This is a genomic window from Fretibacterium sp. (genome assembly GCF_057312375.1).
Genome location: NZ_DBHLDX010000001.1, coordinates 48,888 through 67,528 on the forward strand (window position 1 = coordinate 48,888; position 18,641 = coordinate 67,528).

The 18,641-nt window shown below is 63.1% G+C and carries 16 protein-coding genes; 6 read left to right on the forward strand and 10 right to left on the reverse strand.

What is annotated here, in order from left to right; genetic code table 11:
* The first annotated feature begins 2 nt into the window (after positions 1–2).
* The 6 genes from ACO41U_RS00235 to ACO41U_RS00260 all read left to right on the forward strand — a co-directional run bounded on the left by ACO41U_RS00235 (position 3) and on the right by ACO41U_RS00260 (position 5,738).
* Positions 3–698: a YggS family pyridoxal phosphate-dependent enzyme gene (locus ACO41U_RS00235; RefSeq protein WP_485941002.1), complete on the forward strand. Its 696-nt coding sequence runs from the start codon at positions 3–5 to the stop codon at positions 696–698.
* Between the two features lie 56 nt (positions 699–754).
* Entirely contained in the window at positions 755–1,198 is a 444-nt protein-coding gene (gene sepF, locus ACO41U_RS00240) for a cell division protein SepF (protein WP_485941003.1), read from the forward strand.
* Positions 1,167–2,138 (forward strand): DivIVA domain-containing protein, encoded by a 972-nt coding sequence (locus ACO41U_RS00245; protein ID WP_298778729.1) that lies wholly within the window; start codon positions 1,167–1,169, stop codon positions 2,136–2,138. The genes sepF and ACO41U_RS00245 overlap by 32 nt, the downstream gene beginning before the upstream one ends.
* Positions 2,139–2,294: 156 nt before the next feature.
* A complete protein-coding gene (gene recG, locus ACO41U_RS00250) occupies positions 2,295–4,373 on the forward strand; it encodes an ATP-dependent DNA helicase RecG (protein ID WP_485941004.1) in 2,079 nt (692 codons plus the stop codon).
* Between the two features lie 26 nt (positions 4,374–4,399).
* Positions 4,400–4,846 (forward strand): regulatory protein RecX, encoded by a 447-nt coding sequence (locus ACO41U_RS00255; RefSeq protein WP_485941005.1) that lies wholly within the window; start codon positions 4,400–4,402, stop codon positions 4,844–4,846.
* 43 nt (positions 4,847–4,889) lie between these two features.
* On the forward strand, positions 4,890–5,738 hold the full coding sequence (locus ACO41U_RS00260; RefSeq protein WP_485941006.1) for an amidohydrolase family protein: 849 nt from the start codon (positions 4,890–4,892) through the stop codon (positions 5,736–5,738).
* A gap of 103 nt (positions 5,739–5,841) precedes the next feature.
* On the opposite strand, the gene ACO41U_RS00265 is transcribed toward ACO41U_RS00260, so the two are convergent.
* The 10 genes from ACO41U_RS00265 to rapZ all read right to left on the reverse strand — a co-directional run bounded on the left by ACO41U_RS00265 (position 5,842) and on the right by rapZ (position 18,440).
* Positions 5,842–6,687, reverse strand: coding sequence for a methyl-accepting chemotaxis protein (locus tag ACO41U_RS00265; protein WP_485941007.1), 846 nt, complete (start codon positions 6,685–6,687; stop codon positions 5,842–5,844).
* A 21-nt stretch (positions 6,688–6,708) separates the two neighbouring features.
* Positions 6,709–7,482, reverse strand: coding sequence for an oxygen-binding di-iron domain-containing protein (locus ACO41U_RS00270; RefSeq protein WP_485941008.1), 774 nt, complete (start codon positions 7,480–7,482; stop codon positions 6,709–6,711).
* 72 nt (positions 7,483–7,554) lie between these two features.
* Positions 7,555–8,637, reverse strand: coding sequence for an NAD(P)H-dependent flavin oxidoreductase (locus ACO41U_RS00275; RefSeq protein WP_485941009.1), 1,083 nt, complete (start codon positions 8,635–8,637; stop codon positions 7,555–7,557).
* Positions 8,638–8,746: 109 nt separating this feature from the next.
* On the reverse strand, positions 8,747–11,332 hold the full coding sequence (locus tag ACO41U_RS00280) for an adenosylcobalamin-dependent ribonucleoside-diphosphate reductase (RefSeq protein ID WP_485941010.1): 2,586 nt from the start codon (positions 11,330–11,332) through the stop codon (positions 8,747–8,749).
* Between the two features lie 142 nt (positions 11,333–11,474).
* Positions 11,475–13,445 (reverse strand): hypothetical protein, encoded by a 1,971-nt coding sequence (locus ACO41U_RS00285; protein ID WP_298777484.1) that lies wholly within the window; start codon positions 13,443–13,445, stop codon positions 11,475–11,477.
* Positions 13,446–13,488: 43 nt separating this feature from the next.
* Positions 13,489–14,268, reverse strand: coding sequence for a triose-phosphate isomerase (tpiA, locus tag ACO41U_RS00290; protein ID WP_485941011.1), 780 nt, complete (start codon positions 14,266–14,268; stop codon positions 13,489–13,491).
* Positions 14,269–14,304: 36 nt separating this feature from the next.
* Positions 14,305–15,489 (reverse strand): phosphoglycerate kinase, encoded by a 1,185-nt coding sequence (locus ACO41U_RS00295; RefSeq protein ID WP_298777488.1) that lies wholly within the window; start codon positions 15,487–15,489, stop codon positions 14,305–14,307.
* Positions 15,490–15,497: 8 nt separating this feature from the next.
* On the reverse strand, positions 15,498–16,439 hold the full coding sequence (whiA, locus tag ACO41U_RS00300) for a DNA-binding protein WhiA (protein ID WP_485941056.1): 942 nt from the start codon (positions 16,437–16,439) through the stop codon (positions 15,498–15,500).
* A 13-nt stretch (positions 16,440–16,452) separates the two neighbouring features.
* Positions 16,453–17,556, reverse strand: a complete 1,104-nt coding sequence (locus ACO41U_RS00305; RefSeq protein WP_485941012.1) for a gluconeogenesis factor YvcK family protein — start codon at positions 17,554–17,556, stop codon at positions 16,453–16,455.
* Complete coding sequence (gene rapZ, locus ACO41U_RS00310) at positions 17,553–18,440, reverse strand: RNase adapter RapZ (protein WP_485941013.1); 888 nt, start codon at positions 18,438–18,440, stop codon at positions 17,553–17,555. The genes ACO41U_RS00305 and rapZ overlap by 4 nt, the downstream gene beginning before the upstream one ends.
* Positions 18,441–18,641: the final 201 nt, after the last annotated feature.

Below are 18,641 nucleotides of genomic sequence, written 5' to 3' on the forward strand. Positions count from 1 at the left end.
TGATGGATCTTAAGGGGCATGTGGCAGCCATCCGGGAGCGCATGGCGCACGCGGCGGCCCTTGCGGGACGAAAGCCCTCGGACGTTCTTCTGGTGGGAGTGACGAAGACCAGGAGCGTTCAGGAGATGCAGGAGGTTGCCCCCCTCGTTGACGCGATCGGCGAGAACAAGGTCCAGGAGGCGCAGGGGAAGCGAGAGGCGTGGGGGGATCATCCAACGCCCCCCTGGCGTCTGATCGGGCACCTGCAGAACAACAAGGCGCGTCGTGCCGTGGAACTGTTTGACGCCGTCGATTCCCTGGATTCGATCCCCCTGGCGGAGCGCCTGGACCGCATCGCGGGGGAGCTGTCCCGCCGTCTGTCGGTGCTGATCGAGGTGAACACGGCGAAGGAGGCCAGCAAGACGGGGACGGCACCTGAGGCTTTCCCCGCCCTCCTGGATCGCGTTCTGACCCTGCCCAACCTCAAGCTGGAGGGACTGATGACCATCGGTCCGTTGACGGACGACGAGGTGCGCGTCCGGCAGGCCTTCGCCGAGCTGAGGGGGATGGCGGAGGACGCGAGAGGACGATCCGGCCTCCCCCTGCCCGTGCTCTCAATGGGGATGAGCGGCGACTTTGAGTGGGGTATTCTGGAGGGGAGCACCATGGTGAGGATTGGCACGGCCCTTTTTGGCCCTCGCGAGTACAAGACGCTGTAGTCCATGGTATATTAAAAGGCGGGGTTTTTATCCTGTTCTTAAGGAGGAACGGACGGGTGCTTAGGAGGTTAATGCAGGTCCTTGGGTTTTATGGTGACGATGACTATGTGGATGAGTCCGAGGACTACGAGGTCGAGGAACAGAGGACGGCAGCCAAGAGGCTGAAGGCAAGGCGACGGGACGAGCCTCATCCCGTATCCGCTCCAAGGCTCGTCTTCTTTAAGGGCGTGCCCTCGGAGAGCATCAAGCTGAGGCTCCGGGATGCCCTCCTGAATGGGATCATGGTCCTGCTGGACCTTCATGAGCTGGACCCCAGAGAGTTTGAGGAGGAGGGGCGTCCCTTCATCAACTTTATGGGGGGGGTCGCGTTTGCCCATAAAGGCCGTATGGAGTACATCGAACCCGCTTTGTACCTGGTGACGCCGCACGAGGGAATGTTCGAGGAATGGGTTGAGGAGGAGCCGCTAAATGATGGAACTTTTGACCGCCAAGGACGTTGAGGTCAAGGCCTTTAAGAAGGTTTCCTTCGGAGGGTATGCGGTACAGGAGGTCGAGGACTTCCTGAACCAGGTCGCGGACGACTTTGAAACCTACGCGATGCGTCTGAACGAGCGCGAAACCCGGATACGTGAGCTTGAGGAGTACGTCAAAAAGCAGGAGTCCATGACGGACATGATCAAGGACGCCCTCATTCAAGCGCGCAAGGGCGCTAAGGAGATGGAGGAGGAGGCTCGCGCTCAGACGGAGCAGATACTGGCGGACGCACGGGTTGAGGCGGAGAAGTGCCTCTCGGAAGCCAACTCCAAGGTCGAGGAGATCACCTCGCAGGCGGATACGACGATCTCGAACGCGGAAAAGACGGCCGCCGAGATCGTCGCGGAGGCGAACGCCAAATCCAGGGAAATCGACTCCCAGAGCCACATGCAGCTGGACGAGGCGGAAAAGGCGGCTGCTGAGATCATCGCGAAGGCGAAGGCTTCCGCAGCCGGCATCCTGCAGGAGGCTCAGGACATGCGCCTTGAAACCGAGAGGCGTTGGGCTGATTTGGAACAGGACCTCTCCCATCGAAAGAAGGAGGCCTCGGAGCAGATCGAACAGACCCTGGCCTCAGCCCGCTCCGAGGCAAAGCGCCTTCTGGAGGAAGCCTCAAAAGAGGTGGAGAACTACAACAACCGTCTGCGCTTCCTAAACCTGAGGAAACAGCAGTTCCTCAAAGATACCGTGGCCCTCCTCCTCGATTTCGGTAAGACGATCGACAAGGCCCAGCAGGAATTTGAAGTGGAGATGATGAACGAGGAGGAGAAGGCCTCCGATAAAACCGAAGCGGAGCCTCCCGCTGAGTCGGGGCGTCAGGACGCTTCCTCGTCCCGGTTGCTCGACCACTTCCGCAGAAACTTCCTGGAGGGGAAGTCCGACGACTCCGAGAAGGGGGAGTTTTGATCCCAATTCCCCATCTATAGAAAGGGAATAAGGCCCTTTTTTCGGCGAATGGCCCCTGCGGACGGACACCAGCGATCCCGGCTCCAGGGGCCAGCCTTTTTTGAGGGGCGTGCAGTTCCGCAAGCACACAAGCACAGAGGGGGGCAGGTGACGCTCATGAGCGCGGTACGAGGTTCCCCTGGGGGGCTGACGTCCCCCATTCGCTACCTCAAGGGGGTGGGGGCAAGGGTTGCGGAGCTGCTTGCCCAGTTTGGCGTTCACACCGTCGAGGACATCCTCTATTTCTTTCCACGGCGCTACGAGGACCGAAGGGACCTCGTGCCGCTCCGTGAACTTCGCATCGGCACGACGGCTTCCGCGCTCGCAGAGGTCCGCGCCGTGTCGTCCTCCGCCAGTCGTTTCGGGGGCCCTGCCTCCGCAGTCCTGGACGACGGCTCCGCCTCAATTCGGGCCGTCTGGTTCAACCCTCACGCCACAAGAACTCTCAGGCCGGGAATGCGATTGGCCCTTTATGGAAGGGTGGAGTACTACAACGGCGTGCAGCTCACCAATCCGGAGTTTGAGGTGCTTGAGGCAGGGCAGCCCCCTGAGCTGGTGGGGCACATCGTCCCCATCTATCCTACCGCCGCCTTTCTAACGCAAAAGCGCCTGCGCCGCCTGGTGGATACGGCCCTTGAGGAGTACGGCAGCGGCCTTGACGACTTTCTGCCCCAGAGGATTCGCGAGCGCCACGGGATGAAGGGCCTGGCAGCTGCCCTCCGAGAGCTGCACCACCCGTCGGCCCCGGAGAGCTGGCTGAGGGCGCGCAACCGTCTAGCCTTTGACGAGCTCTTTCTCCTGCAGACGGGCCTCGCGATGCGGCACGCAGCAGACGCAGCGCTTCCGGAGCGCTCTTTGAGCCTCGCCCCCGGGCAGAGGTTCCGCACGTTTGAACGCTCCCTTCCCTTTCCGTTGACCCCTGCTCAACGACGGGTGATCGGCGAGATATTCCGTGACATGGGAAGCCCGGTCCCCATGAATCGCCTCCTTCAGGGGGACGTGGGCTCTGGAAAGACGCTGGTCGCGGTGGCTGCGGTCCTGGCGGCCGCGGATTCGGGCGCACAGGCCGTCCTGATGGCTCCAACCGAGGTGCTGGCGCAGCAGCACTACATCCGGATCGGAAGGATGCTGAAGCCTTTGGGCGTCCGAACAGCCCTCCTGACGGGAACCCTGCGCGCTCCGGAACGCCGTGCCCTGCTCCAGGCGCTTGAAACGGGGGAGGTTCAGCTCCTGATCGGGACCCACGCCGTCTTTACGGACGAGGTGAACTTCCTGAAGCTGGGCTTGACCGTGGTTGACGAGCAGCACCGCTTTGGCGTGCGGCAGAAGAATGCCCTGATCGCCAAGGGCGTTTCGCCTCACGTCCTGGTGATGACCGCCACGCCCATTCCGCGGACTCTGGTCCTCTCCGTCTATGGTGACCTTGCCGTTTCCACCCTGGATGAACTGCCTCCGGGACGTCAGCCCGTGCAGACCCTGCACATGAAGTCAACGGATGAAGCGAGCCTCCTCAAGCTCATCGAAGGTCGAATTCAGGCAGGGCAACAGGTCTACTGGGTGTGTCCGTTGATCGACGAGGAGGAGTGGAGGCAGGGCCTCGACAGCGTGGCGTCCCGCCATCAGCGCCTCGCGCGCGCCCTCCCCGATGCGCGCATCGGCGTGCTGCACGGGCGGCTGCCCATTGAGGAAAAGACGTCGGTTATGCAGGACTTCGCCCAACAAAGGCTCGACCTCCTGGTGGCGACCGTCATCATCGAGGTGGGGCTGGACATCCCCGAAGCCTCAATGATGGTGATCTCGGACGCCGGGCAGTTTGGGCTGGCTCAGCTTCACCAACTGCGGGGCCGCATCGGGCGGGGGACGGCGAAGGGCCTGTGCGTCCTCCTCGAAGGGGAAGCGACGACACCGGAGGGACGAGAACGCATTGAAACCATGGTTTCCACGTCGGACGGCTTTGCCGTTGCGGAGGCGGACCTGCAACAGAGGGGGCCGGGCGAGGTGTGCGGTGTGCACCAGCACGGCGTCACGGACTTTCGCGTGGCAAACCTCTTGAAGGACCAGAAGCTCCTGGAGCTGGCCAGGCTGGAATCCCGCCAGCTTCTGGCCGAGGACCCAACGCTGACGGGGGAGCCCCTGCTTCGCAGCGAATTGCGGAGGCGGCTGGGCGAGAGTTTGGATTTGGCCGGAACGGCGTAGGACATCCCAAAGGAGGGGGCATGAGGATGAAGGCGGGAGGAAGCTTGTCCATGAACCAAGAGCGGGAACGCTTCCTCAGTTTCCTGCTGAAACATCCCAGCACCGTGGCCGGCGCGCGGGATCGGCTGAGGCGGAAGGGACTGGACGAGGATACGGCAGAGGCGCTCGTGAAGGAAGCCCTGGACGCGGCGCTTTTGGACGACGCCTTGTACGCGCGGCTCTTCGCGGAGGGACACGACTCGTGGGGGAAGAACCGCATCGCCCTTGAGCTTCGCCGTCGCGGCGTTTCCGCGGAGGACGTTGAAGCGACGCTCGCGGACATCGACGAGCTGGCCCGCGCCAAGGCGCTTCTCGACTCGTGGACGCGGAGCGGACTGGAGGAGCGCAAGGTCCTGGCACGGTTGTACCGCAGAGGGTTCAGCTCCGCCACGGTGAGCGCCCTTTCAAGAGGCGAAAAAGATATCCCTTGGTGATCGTTAAAATATTATAGGACATTATGAGCAAGGAGAAGAAGAAGTGCGCACCGTAGACTTTCACGTACACGTCTATCCACCTGAGGTCATCCGCGACGCCGAATCGATCTCGAAACACGAGCCCTACTTCGACCGTCTGATCCACAGCAGGGTTCACCGGTGGGGGACCATCGACGATCTGCTCCTGCGCATGGAGGAGGAGGGGGTCGAGCGCGCTGTGATCGGAGGGTTTGCCTTCAAGGACCTGACGCTCTGCAAACTCTGTAACGATTACGTCCTGAGCGGCATCCGGCGGCACCCGGACAGGTTGAGCGGCCTTTGCCTCGTGCCGCCTCTGGCCCGCGGCGCCTCGGAGGAGATCTTGCGCTGTGCGGAGGCCGGCGTGGTTGGGGTAGGGGAGTTGTTCCCTGAGGGGCAGAACATCGATATCTCCGACCAGGAACAGACATGGCGTCTGGCGGGGGTCCTGCACGAGGCGAACCTGTGTGTGTTGTGGCACACGGCAGAGCCTGTCGGACACGGGTATGTGGGCAAGGGAAACGTCGGCCCGAAGGAGGCCGCAGCGTTCTGCATCCACCATCCGGAGGTGAAGACGATCTTCGCCCACCTTGGAGGTGGGCTGTGGCTCTACGAGCTGATGCCCGAGATGCGGCTTTACCTGTCCAATGCGTGGTACGACCTGGCCGCTCTGCCATGGCTCTACGAGGGCACGGTTTTGAAGGCGATCCAGAGCGCGGGAGTCCTCGACAAGTTCCTGTTCGGCACGGACTTTCCCATCCTGCGCTCGCAGCGCTATGAGAAGAGCTTTGTCGCGTCCGGCCTCACCGAGGCGGAACGGGAGCGACTTGTCCGGTCCAACGCTCTGAGGTTGCTTCAGTCCCTGAAGAAGTAGCTAAAAAGCCTCCCGAAGAGCGGGAGGCCCGTAGAGGTTCTTTTTCGTTTTCAATAATGTCCTATAATGTATCTTATGTTACAAAGAATGATGGGCCCCGGACTCACAGCCGTATCTTTTTCAGGTTCTGCTGTGCCTGGACGATGGCGGAGATCGTAGAGGCCATGGCGCCGACCTTGCTCGACGCTTCGTGCATGGTTTCAATCGCTCCTTCCATTTCGGCGGAAGTCCGGTTCAGTTTCTCGCCGGCGTCTTCAATCATCGTTTCCATGGATTCCATCGTCGTCTTGTTGTTGGAAAGACAGTCCGAGAATGAGGACAACGTCCGCTGAATGGTCTCGAACAGCTCGTTGATGCTGCGCATATTTTCCATCGTTCCCTGGACGGCCCCGGATATCTCGCCGACCTTGGCGTCGATGGACTCGGAGGCCGTCCTGGTCTCGGCAGCCAGCTCCTGAACGTTATGGGCCACGACCGCAAATCCCCTGCCGTGCTCCCCTGCCCGGGCCGCCTCGATGGAGGCATTGAGGGCCAGAAGATGCGTCTGCCTCGCGATGCGCTGAATGTTGTGGGATATCTTGCCGATCTCGAGGAACAGTTCCAGGGTCTTGATGGTTGCATTCAGCGTGTTGGCGACGGTCTCGCTCATGCCCTCCAGGCTGGTGCCCGACTTCGCCATCTCCTCCATCAGGTTCGCATTGATCGTGTTGATGGCCTCGACGCCCTGTTTCGCATCCCGGCTCCCGGACGCGAAGTCCTCCCTCAAAGCCTGCAAAACGCCATAGAGGGTGGTAAACTGGTTCGAGGTGTCCTGAACCCGCTCCTCCACCTTGAGGACCCGGGAAACGAGCACCTCGTCCAGCTGCGACATGAAGGAGTCCATCTGAACGCCCGCGAAATACGCCCCTGAGAGAACGTGGATCAGCTCCAGGCTCTTTTGTTCCGTCATGGAAGGCCCCTCCTTTTTGCCTCAGCGTCCGTAAATCTGGTCGATGATATCCGTTCCGCACCGAAGCCCCTCGAACCAGGAGAGGAATTTTTTGACGTTCTCCCGGCCTTGGATTACGGCTCCGTGCTGGGGGGCGATCGTTTCGACGTCCAGGGTGGACACGCGACGCACCCAGCTGCGGCACGCCGCGTTGGAGGCCATGTAGCGCTTGTGGAAGCCCTCCATGAGCGGCAGGTGGGCCTCGAAGTCCGTCACGATGGGATAGCGCTTCCCCTCGGGAAAGAGCGCCGCACCGATATCTCCCGTAAAGAGGATCTTCGAAAGCAAGTCGTAAAGTGAAAAACACCCCGTGGAATGGAGAAAGTGCGAGGGGACCATCACCAGCTTCGCCCCGTTCGACAGGCTCAGGGACTTCCCCCCGTCGGGAATGGGGACGATACGCCGCCCGTCGTAGATGCCGAAGTGCGGAAGAAAACGCACCCACAGCTCCGAGATGTGGACCACGGCCCTCTCCGCCATGGAGAGCCACAGGGTGATACCCGAGGAAACGTCGGGATCCTGATGAGAATAAAAGATATGGCTGATGGCCTTGAGGTCCACGAGTTCTGCAACGTTCGCCAAGACCCGGGGAAACACGTGGGCCCCGCCCGGGTCGAGAAGCACGATTTCTTTTCCGGAGGTTATGACGTACTGGTTGGTCTGGACGGCCATCCCGTCCTCCTTCTCCTCCCAACCCAGCATGATGAAGCGGTGATCCTTTTGCTCGAAAAGAGGGAACGACTCCAGTTGCTGCATTTCAATCTGCCTCCATCCTCCGCATAGCCGTTCTCGGCGTGGCCTTCCCCCGCCTTCGCGCGGGTGGTCCGGTCAGTCCGGGAAGAGCTCGGAGATAATGTCCTGGACCTTCTCCACTTTATGGACTTTCGTCACGTTGCTGCCGCAGAAGAAGAGCCCGTTTTCCCAATCGCCGTTGAAGGCGTCCACCAAAGCCGCCGCGATGCAGAAGGTTTCCCTCGTCTTACGGTAGCGGCAGTGCGTCAGACAGTTGGCCATGCAGGGCTTGCTCTCCACGTGCCCTTCAAGGTAGCCGGCCACGAACGGGTTCTTGATGGCACGCCCAGGAAGTCCCGCAGGGCTGTGAATCAGGACGACGTCATCGGCCGTCGCGTCGATGTAGGCCTGTTTGAACCTTGGCGAGGCGTCCCCCTCCTCCGTGCAGGCGAAGCGCGTCCCCATCTGAACGCCCTTTGCTCCCAGCGCGAAGACCCGCTCCAGGTCGGAGCGGTCCCAGATTCCGCCTGCAGCGATGACGGGAACGTCGGAGTGCATCTCCTCCGCGACGTACTTGACTACCTCCGGCACGGCGACGCCAAGGGAAAGCGCAGGGTCGTAGACCTGCTCCATGGTCGTGGCGCCGAGGTGGCCCCCTGCCGTGGCAGGCTCTTCCACGACGAAGGCGTCAGGAGTCCTGCCGTACTTCTTCTCCCAGTGCCTCACGATCAGGCTCGCAGCCTTAGCGGAGCTGACGATGGGGACGAGGGCGACGTCCGGAAAGTCCTTCGTGTAATCCGGCAGACGGAGGGGCAGTCCTGCGCCGGAGATGATGATGTTCGCCCCTCCTTCGGCCGCTGCGCGCACCTGCGTGTCGTAGTCGGTCAGAGCGACCATGCAGTTGACCGCCAACACGCCGTCCGCGCCCGCCAGCTCTCGGGCCTTGGCCAACGTTTCCTTGATGACGATCGCGTTTGCCTCAAAGTAATTGTGTTTCGCGACGCTGAAAAGGGGGGAGTTATGGCACAGCCCGACGCTCGCGATCGTGCCCACGGCGCCGCATTTTGCAACGCTGCCCGCAAGACCCGCGCCGGAGATGCCGACGCCCATCCCCCCCTGAATGAGCGGATAGCGCGGTCGATACTTTCCTATTTTCAAAACGGGCACATCGGTATGCACCTGAGAAAACACTCCTCTGCGAATAAATTAAGAGAAACCTGGCCGCCAAGGCGCCCGATCAGTATAGCATAAAGCGTTCGCCGCTCCGGTCGCTGCACGGTGGATTCCGTCATTTGCACGGACTGTAGCCGCAGCTGAAGCAGTAGGCGCAGCCGGAGATCATCTCCATGGGCGCCCCGCACTCGGGGCAGACCGCCCCTCCCTCGTGGACCGCCCGGCCGCCCGCTGCGGGCTCGCTCCGCTCGATCAGCTTCTCCAGAAGCAGCGCGATGGCGTCCGGGATGGACCGGGCCACGTGCTCCTCGTCGAAGCCGAACATCCAATACTCCTTTCCCGATAGACCCCTCAAGGTGTCGATGAAGTCCTCGAGGCGGCATCCGGATCGCAGGCCAATCGAGATGACGCGCGAAAGCGCCTCCGTCATGGCCTTCAGTTCGGACCCGCTCTTGCCCACGTTGATGAATATCTCAAAGGGCGCGCTGCCGTCGAAGTTCAGCGTTATGTAAATGCTCCCCCACGGCGTGCTCTCCTTGATCGTCTTGCCGAAGACGACCAGGCCCGGACGCTCCTTCACCTTTTGGGGGGGCGCGCCGTCCTCCGCCGTCTTGATCTCGATGGGCTGATAGGAACGGGAGCCGTCGCGGTAGATGGTGATCCCCTTGCAGCCCATGGCGTAGCAGTCCCGATAGACGCGCCGCACGTCCTCCACCTGGGCCGCGTTGGGCAGGTTCACCGTCTTGCTGATGCCGCTGTCGACGACGTGCGCAAAGATGCCCGTGACATTCACGTGCTGCTGCGTGGAGATGTCATAGGCCGTGACGAAGGCCGGGTTGGACAGCTTCCCCGTCGATCGGTACTCCTCGCGCTGCTCGGCCGTCAGGAGTTTGTGCCAGAAGTCGCGGTCCTCGGTGCCCGACCCGTCGACCTTTGCGATGCGTCGATTCCACGACCAGGCGAAGTTGGGCTCGATCCCGGAGCTCGCGTCCAGGATCATGGAGATCGACCCCGTCGGCGCAATGGAAAGACGGCGGCTGTTGCGCATCTCGCCGCGGACCAGCCCCTTCAGGACGGCCTTGACGTCATCAAAGGAAAGTGGCTCGATGGGGTTCAGCAGTTCCTCAAGCGTGTTGATCAGCGTCAGAGGAATGAGGTCTGAGCCTCGCATGTGCGAGAGGAGTTCGCGGTACTCGTCCCTGGAGAGGCGCTCGAACCACGCATCGCTGAAGAGCGTGCCGTCACTGAAGAGCCTCCCTTCCCCCTCGATCTCCTCGCGAAAAGCATCGAACAGGTCCTTAACCAGGCCCCGTTCCGGGAAGGGGTCCTTGCCGGCGTCGGAGACCATCTGGACGGTAGCGACCAGGGCGGAACGCGCCAGAATGCCGCTCAGGTTCCGGCAGTAGTCGTCGAACTCCCTTCCGCCGTAGACGATCCCCTGCAGGATCGAGGCGTCGGCCAGCCCCATGATGCCCAGCCCCACCGGGCGGATCTTTCGGGTCCTCTCTCCTATCTTCGGCAACGGATAGCTGCAGGCGTCGATGACGAGGTCCAGGTAGTACATGGACCGGAACACCTGATCCTCGAAGGCGCGCCAGTCGAATTCGCCGTCGCGCACGAAGGCCTCCACGTTGATGGACCCCAGGTTGCAGCTGGTGTAGTTCGGCAGCGGCTGCTCCCCGCAGGGGTTCGTGGACTCGATCTCCCAGTCGGGGTCCATCTTCAGCAGGTTGTCCTGGCGCGCCCGGTCGATGAAGAAGACGCCGGGGTCACCCCGCTTCCAGGCGCTCTCGGAGATGTGGTCCATCAGCTCACGCGCGCGAACGGTCCGGACGACGCTGCCGTCCGTTCGGGAGTGCAGGTCAAAGGTCCCGTCCTCCTCGGCGGCGCGCATCAGCTTGTCGGAGATCGCCACGGAGATGTTGAAGTAGGAGAGCTTGCCGTCCTCCGTCTTGCAGTCCACGAACTGATAGATATCGGGGTGATCGTCAAAGAGCATCCCCATCAGCGCCGCGCGGCGCTTTCCGCCCTGGACGACGACGGCTCCCATGGTGTTCCAGGTTTCCATAAAGGAAACGGGTCCGGAGGCCTGTCCGCCGGTTCCGGAGCCGATAACGGCACCGTGCTCCCGGAGGTGGCCGAAGTTGCTGCCGACGCCGCCGCCGAACTTGCTGATGACGCTGGCGTCCTTGACGGACTCAAAGATGCCCTCGATGCTGTCCGGGATGCTGATGACAAAACAAGCGAACAGCTGTTGGTTCTTGGTCCGGGACTTGAACAGGCGGTCGTAGTCCTCAAAGGACATCTGATCCGCCGGTTTATAGACGAGCTCGGCGAACTCAGGTTTTGCGGTCAGGCCGGCGGCCGAGCTGAAAAGGCAGGGGGAGTTAAAGAGGAATCGGCGCGACAGGATGTCGTTTGCGATGTTCTTCTCAAGCGTCCTGAGCCACTCCAGGGACTCCGAAGCTGCGGCGTCCAGATACTGCGTTTCCGCGCTTGCGATGGTCCGCGAGATGCGGCGCGCGAACTCCTCAAAGCTGGCCTCCTTGCGAAGCCCCTTCGCCAACGCATCGTAGCGCTGGACGAAATAGCGTTGAGCTAAGAGCCACATGGCGTTCTCGGAGAGGCGGGGCACGGAGGGCGTCTCCAGGCACTCCGCGGCGATGCGGCCGTCAAAATGCTCCTTGATGAACTGCTCCAAAACACAACTCCCCTTCTTCAAGCAAAGGACATGGCCCGACCTTCAGAGGCCTTCGGGCCTTCGTCAAAACGGCATCCCCCGATCAGGGGGACCGGAGGATGCCGTCGTGCGTATCCGAGTCTGTTTCGTTATCGGGGTCGAACTATTTTTGAGCGCTTCCCTGCGGGATATCGAGCACGATCCAGACGGCCTCCTGTCCCGCGTAGGGCTTGTCGTCGGGGAGGATCTCCAGGCTGGGCGAGCCCAGAAGCCCCTGCTCTTCGGCGGCCTGTTGCAGCTCCTCTCGCGAGTTGCCTGCCAGCGTGCCGACGTAGATTTTGTTCCCCTGCTGCACGACGGCGGCGTCCTCCAGCTTCTGCTTCAGGGTTTCCGCGGCGTTCGTGTCGGCGTTAGGCTCCTGGAACGCCTGACTCGCGACCTCCCGCGCCATCGACAGCTGCTCCAGCGGAGAGAGCCCCTGGCTGGAACGATAGAACTCCACCGCCTTGGCCCACAGGCCCTTTGCCGGATCAATATCCGCAAGCCTGAACTCCAGGAAGCTGGTGTCGACGGTTGGCGCCCACAGCGCAATGGAGGGGACGGAGAGCTGCACGTCCAGCGCGTCCTTGAAACGCTTTGCCAGGCCCGCATCGTACAGGGAGAGCGCAGCGGCAATGCCGTTCTTCTCGTCCGCCAGGAAGGCGCGAATCCCCTCGAAGTCGATGAAGAACGCCCCCACCGAATCCTTTTTCAGGAGCTCCGAAAGGGCCGCCCCTGGAGCGGGCGCCTTGGCTAGGGACGTGGGGTCGCAGAGCCCCAGCGTCAACGCCTCACCCTTGACGCCCATGAAGAGCGGGAGCGGGATGCTGGTAGCGTCAGCCTGAAGCATCTGATCCCAGCCATCCGCCTTCGCCGGGTTCACGGGCACCGCTTCGCTCGTCTCCAGCTTTTTAAGGAAGGCCGAAGCCGCCCCGTTGCTACGGGTCAGGGTCACGAAGACACCCGGAAGCTTCGCGTCCACTCCAATAAGGCACTTCAGCGAGATGTTCCCCCCAACCGAGAGGGAGAAGTCCCCGTTGATGAGCGCCTTCGCCTCAGCCTCCGTGATGCCTATCCCTTTGAGCTCGTTGACGGCGCCGTCCCACAACACCTTCAGGCGAGGATTGGAATCCAGCGCTTGGGACGATAGATAGCCGCCGCCGGCGATCAGCGGACTGCCCTCCCCCAGCGGGAGGATGCGCCCCCCCGACACGGGGTCGACGCCCTCCCAACTCGCAAGGTACTCCTTCGTCATGGCTTCCTCGACGTTGGCTCCCATGGAAACGAGGAATCGGTCCTTAAAGCCCTCAAAGGCCACCTCAAGGTCCAGGGGGGCGCGGAAGGTTTCCCGCAGCGCTTTCGAGTCCTCCTCCGTCCAGGTCACGTCGCCGTCCTCGGACGCTCTGGCCTTGCCGATGGCGTCAGCCAGGTCAGGGTCCAGGTGGAAGAAGGCGAAGTCCCCTGCTTTAAAGCGGCGCTTCATCGACAGCCTCTTGCCGCTGTCGCCGAGGGCTGCCAGGGCGCTCTTCAGGTCCTCCGGGGTGAGAGCCGCCAGGAGCAGGTTGTCCTTCGCTCCGAGGAACACCGCGCCGTTGACCTTGATCATGCCGTCCATGGGCTCGACCTGCGAAAAGGCCCCGCCCAAGGGGGACTCATCAGACTTGCTCCCCAGCAGGAGCAGCGACAGGTCGTCAGGCGACGCCTTACCGCTCGCGACGAGGTCCAGCTGCGGCTGAAGCTCCGGAGGAAAGGCTGCCGCAACCTGAATGGAACCGGTTTTGGCCTTCGGATCGTCCGTCCCCACAAGGATGGCGACGCCCTTCGCCGGGACCTTTTTCAGAGCGTCGGCAAAGACGTTGATGGAGGCTGCGTCCATTTCCCCTCCGAGAGGGGCGAGGACCGCCAGGTTCTCCGGGGAGAGCGCCCAGCGCACGAGCTCCCCCACGTCCTGCAGGTTCAGCACCGCGTAGACGGACTTCTCCGGCCTCGTGCTCAGCGCGTCGAAGGGCTGAGCGGCCCAGGACGACGAGGCAACCCCCAACGTCAGACAGAGGACGAGCGCAGCCTTGAAAAGCGTCTTCTTCAGGTTTGACATGAAAACTTTCCTCCTCACTGAAATTCTTTGTAGAGCCCCGATATTACCCCTTTGTGTACGCGTCGTAGATTTCCAGGAACGTTTCCGGCTTCAAGGAGGCGCCGCCGACCAGCGCGCCATCGATGTCCTCCATAGAGAGGAGCTCCTTGGCGTTGGCGCCCTTGACGCTCCCTCCGTAGAGCACGACGCAGCCAAGCTCTCCCTTTTTAGCGATCTCCCGAACGAGCTTGCGGCTCCAGGCGCAGACCTCCTGGGCCTGGACCGAGGTTGCGGACCTCCCGGTGCCGATGGCCCAGACGGGCTCATAGGCGTAGACGATCCTCCCGCACTCCTCCGCGGAGAGCCCGGTCAGGGCGGAGCGAAGCTGGTGCTCCATAACGGAGAACGCCTCCCCTCCCTCGCGCTCCTCCAGGGTCTCGCCGTAGCAGAGCACCGGGGTCAACCCCGCGTCCAGGCTGGCCTTCACCTTTTTTGCGATCAGCTCGTTGCCCTCCCCCAGGATGTGACGCCGCTCGCTGTGGCCCAAGATGACGTGGGTCACCCCTGCCTCCTTCAGCATGGGGATGGACACCTCGCCCGTAAAGGCCCCCTGTGGCTCAAAGTAGACGTTTTGAGCGCCGATGATGGGCGGGGTCTTCAAGTGCGCCGCCGCCTCGCGGGCCGCCCAGATGGAGGTGAACGGCGGAAAGACGGCAACCTCGAGCTCCTTTCCCAGCCTTGAAGCCCAGGGCTCGGCAGCGTCCCAAAAGGCCTTGAAGAAGGCCTCCGTCTCCGCCCTCGTCATGTTCATCTTCCAGTTGCCGTAGAGGTAAATTTTCTTCATCGTTCGTCCTCCCCTGCAAAAGTGTATAAGGATATCTTAAAGCTCGAAGGGGGCCATGCCCGGAAGTTTTTTGCCCTCGCAGTACTCGAGGCTTGCTCCGCCCCCCGTCGAAACGTGGGAAACCTTATCGGCAAAGCCGAACTGGCGGACGGCCGAAGCGGTGTCCCCGCCCCCGATGACCGTGACCGCGCCCGATGCTGTGCAGTCTGCAACGGCCCGGCAGATCGCCCTGGTCCCTTCGGCGAAGAGCGCGTTCTCAAAGACCCCCATGGGGCCGTTCCAGAGGACGGACCGCGCGCCCTTGAGGGCGGCGGAGAACTCCGCGATCGTCCTGGGCCCGATGTCGAGCCCCATCATGTCGGCGGGCATGGCGTCGCTGGCGACCGTCCGCGTCTCCGTCGCGTCCAGCCCCGAGGCGACGACGCTGTCCACGGGCAGAAGCACCTTCACGCCCATGGATCTCGCTTTACTCAGCGTTTCTCGCGCGAAGTCCAGCCGGTCCTCCTCGCAGAGGGACCTTCCGATCTCCTTCCCCTCCGCCTTGAGGAACGTGTAGGCCATGCCGCCGCCGATCAGGATGACCGTGGCCTTGTCCAACAGGTTGCCGACCACGGCGATCTTGTCGGAAACCTTGGCGCCGCCCAGGATGAGCACGTAGGGCTTCGCCGGGTTCTCGCTGACGGCGCCCAGCATTTCGCCCTCGCGCACCAAGAGGTCCCCCGCGAAGGAGCTGAGGTGCGGGATGACGCCGGCCGTCGAGGCGTTGGCACGGTGAGCGGCGCTGAACGCATCCATCACGAACACGTCGAAGGGCTTCGCCATCAGCTCCGCGAAGGCGGGGTCGTCCTTCTCCTCCTCCGGGTGGAAGCGGGAGTTCTCCAGCAGGACCACCTCGCCCTTGCCGAGGTCCCGCATGGCGGCCTCGACCTTGGGCCCCACACAGTCGTCCACAAACCGCACCTTCAGTCCATAGGCCTTCTCCACGTCGGGGACGATCTGCGCGAGGGAAAACGCGGGGTTCACCTGTCCCTTGGGACGCCCGAAGTGGGACACGAGGGCGACCTTCGCGCCCGCGTCCATGAGCTTTTTCAGGGTGCCGGCATGGGCGCGGATCCTCGCGTCGTCCGTCACCTTCCCGTCCTTGAAGGGGACGTTGAAGTCCACCCGCATCAAAACCTTCTTGCCCCGGACGTCCCCCTGGTCAAACGTCTTCAGTTTCATCGCGAACATCAGCTCCCTATCGATGAAGTCTTTATGCCGCCATCCCCCGGAGGCCCCCATGTCCGGGACGGCAGAGAGGTCACATAATCGTGCAGACGATTCCAGTGATATTTTACAGTACTTTTTGTAACTGGGGGGGATAATTTTTCCCCCAGCTCCGAGAGCGATGCCTCCGGGTTGGCGAGACGAACCTCGACGATCCGGCGCATGAGAGGCGGCAGGCCGGGCAACAGTCCCGCGCCGGACACCGCAAGCGCCAGCTCCATCTGTTCCGCCGCGACGCGCAGGTGCCTTTTGATGTTCACCGTGTCGCAGTTGCGCTCCCGGTTGGCCTGGTTCCGCATGGAGCGTATGATCGCCTTGTTTTCGAGCTGCAGCGAAACGGCGGACAACCCCAGGTTGCACAGGAACGTGACGATGCCCTCCTGGTTTCGCAGGAGCATCTCCCGCGCGCCGCGAAAGGGCCTCTCCCGCCAGGGGAGATCCGTCCTCCCGAGCAGCGTCCGCAGCGCCTCCGCGACGGGGTCCAAGGCGACGCGCAGGACGAGGTAGTACCCCGTCCGCGGGAGGTAGAGCCCGCCGCAACTCCCCCACAGGCCCCGCAGCCAGGCCCAGTGCCGGGACGAGAGGGGAAGCCCGTCGTTGGACAGCCCGGCGGCCAGGGCCAGGAGCTCCCCGCGAAACTCGATCGGTATGCGTATCCGGACCCGCCCCCCGCTCTCTGCGGGCAGGGTCACGGCGTCCGCGATGTTCCAGCCCGCGTCGAACCAGGACGTCCGGCGCCACAGCTTCAGGAGGCGGCGAGCCAGCCACAGCCGGGCGGTCCCCAGGACAAGCTGGTCGCCCCGCGCCGTGAGGAGCCCCGACAAGAGCCCGCCACACTCCGCCTCCACGAGGGGCGCCTCATCGCCGGGGCACGCGCTCCACTCGTCCCACAGCTCCTCGATCATGGAGTGCACGGCGCTATTCCTCCATGTGGCGGCAGATGCGGAAGACGATGGCGGCCAGCTTCTGCGGGTCGTGTCGCACCAGCTGCGCGTCCATGATGAGGGCGGTGGGGGCCTCGATGCAGATGCAGCCCATCCTGCGTATCCTCTCGCGCTGGTGGTGGTCCAGGTAGAGCGGGTCCGCTCCCCTCTCGTGATACGCGGAGAGGACGTCGTCGGGGAAGGGGTCGCTGTTGACGATGACGCACTCCGGGACCGTGCCCAGGGCCGCAGCCACCCATTCGAGGTGCTGCAGGACGTTCATCCCCTCCGTTTCCTCGGGCTGCGTCATCAGGTTGCAGATGTAGACCTTGGGGGCAGGGGCCTCCCGGAGCTTCCGCGCGAACGCCGGCAATAGCAGGTTGGGGATCACGCTGGTGAACAGGCTGCCCGGTCCCAGAAGGATGATGTCTGCGCCGTCAACCGCGCTCATGACGTCGGGCAGCGGGCCCGCGTTCTGGGGCTCCAGCCATATCTCCTGCAGGTCCCGCCCGCGCTCCGATATCTCAAGCTCTCCCCTCACCCGCGTTCCGTCCCTCGTCCGGCCCACCAGCGTGATGTCCTCCGTCGTCACGGGAAGCACCTTCCCCCGTATGGCCAGGAGGTGGTTCATCTGCTCCACGGCCACGCGGAAATCCCCGCACATCTCGGTGACGGCCAGCAGGAGCAGGTTGCCGAGGCTGTGTCCGGCCAGGTCGCCGCGGTCGAAGCGGAAGTCCAGGATGCGCTTCAGCGCGTTGTCGTTCTCCGCCAGGGCCACCATGCAGTTGCGGACATCGCCCGGCGGCAGCACCCCCCACTCGGTGCGGAGCCGTCCGGAGCTTCCCCCCTCGTCCGTCACCGCCACCACCGCCGTGATATTCCTCGTGAAGGCCTTGAGGCCCTTCAGGAGGGTGGAGAGTCCCGTCCCTCCGCCGACGGCGACCACGGAAGGGCCCGTCGCCAACCTGCGGGCGATGGCGCCTCGAAACGGGTCCTCCTCCCGCGCCCTCCGGCTGAAGATCCGCACGTCGAAGGCCACGATGAGGAACAGGGTCGTGAATATCCCCAGAGCAAACCCCAGGGCCCAGTCGAGCATCATGTCGTCCCCTGCCCCCTGTCCCGATGGAGGAGGCTGACGCCCCTGGAGGGCTGCGCATAGCGTTCGTAAAGCCACTCCGTCACGGCAACGGAACGGTGGCGCCCTCCCGTGCAGCCCACGGCGATGTGCAGCTGCCCCCGCACCGCGTTCAGGTACTGCGGGATGATGAAGTCCAGAAATTCCCCGGTGCGCTCCAGAAACTCGTTCGTTTCCGGGAAGGACCGCAGGTAGTCCTGAACCACGCGGTCGGACCCCGTGAGGGGCCTGAGCTCCGGGACGTAGTAGGGGTTGGGGAGGCAGCGTGCGTCCAGGACGAAGTCCGCGTCCTGGGGGACGCCATACTTGAAGCCGAAGGAGCTGAAGAGCAGGGACACCTCCTCCTCCGCCTCGTTCAAGAACTCGAGGAGCAGCCGCTCCCTGTGTTGGGGGAGGTCCATCCGTGACGTGTCGATCACGATGTCCGCCCGTTCGAGGACGGGGGCTAGAAAGTCGCGCTCTCGCGCTATGCCGTCGCTGGTGGACAGGTGCTTACCCAGGGGATGGATGCGCCGGGTCCTCTCGTAGCGCCTCAGAAGCTCCTCGTCGGAGGCCGTAAGGAAGAGAATGCGCACCCTCGTTCCGACCGCGTTGAGGTCATCAACGATCTTGGTGAAGTCCGCCGCGTTCTCCACGTTGCGGACGTCGAGGGTCACGGCGACCCCCCGTTCGACGGCGGAGGGCCGATGGGCGAAGAGCTGAAAGAGCTGGGGCAGCAGTTCGGACGGAAGCCCGTCTATCGTGATGAACCCGAAGTCCTCCAGGACCTTCATCGTCATGGTCTTCCCCGCCCCGGACATGCCCGTCACGATGATGAACTGCCTGATGCCCTTGCGCTGTTCGTTCACGTCGTCCTCACCTCCGTTGCAGCGGGTACAGCATCGAGGGGCGGCGGGTCCGTCGCTCTCCCCTGCCCGTTCCCTCTCGTTCCCGTTTATTCTACACTAGAACCCCCTGAGCGGGAGGGGCATTCGGCCCTTTCGCGGGGCCTGCAGGGGCTGGAAAAACCACCCATGGATTAAACCCCGTGAACGCCTATAATAGTTACG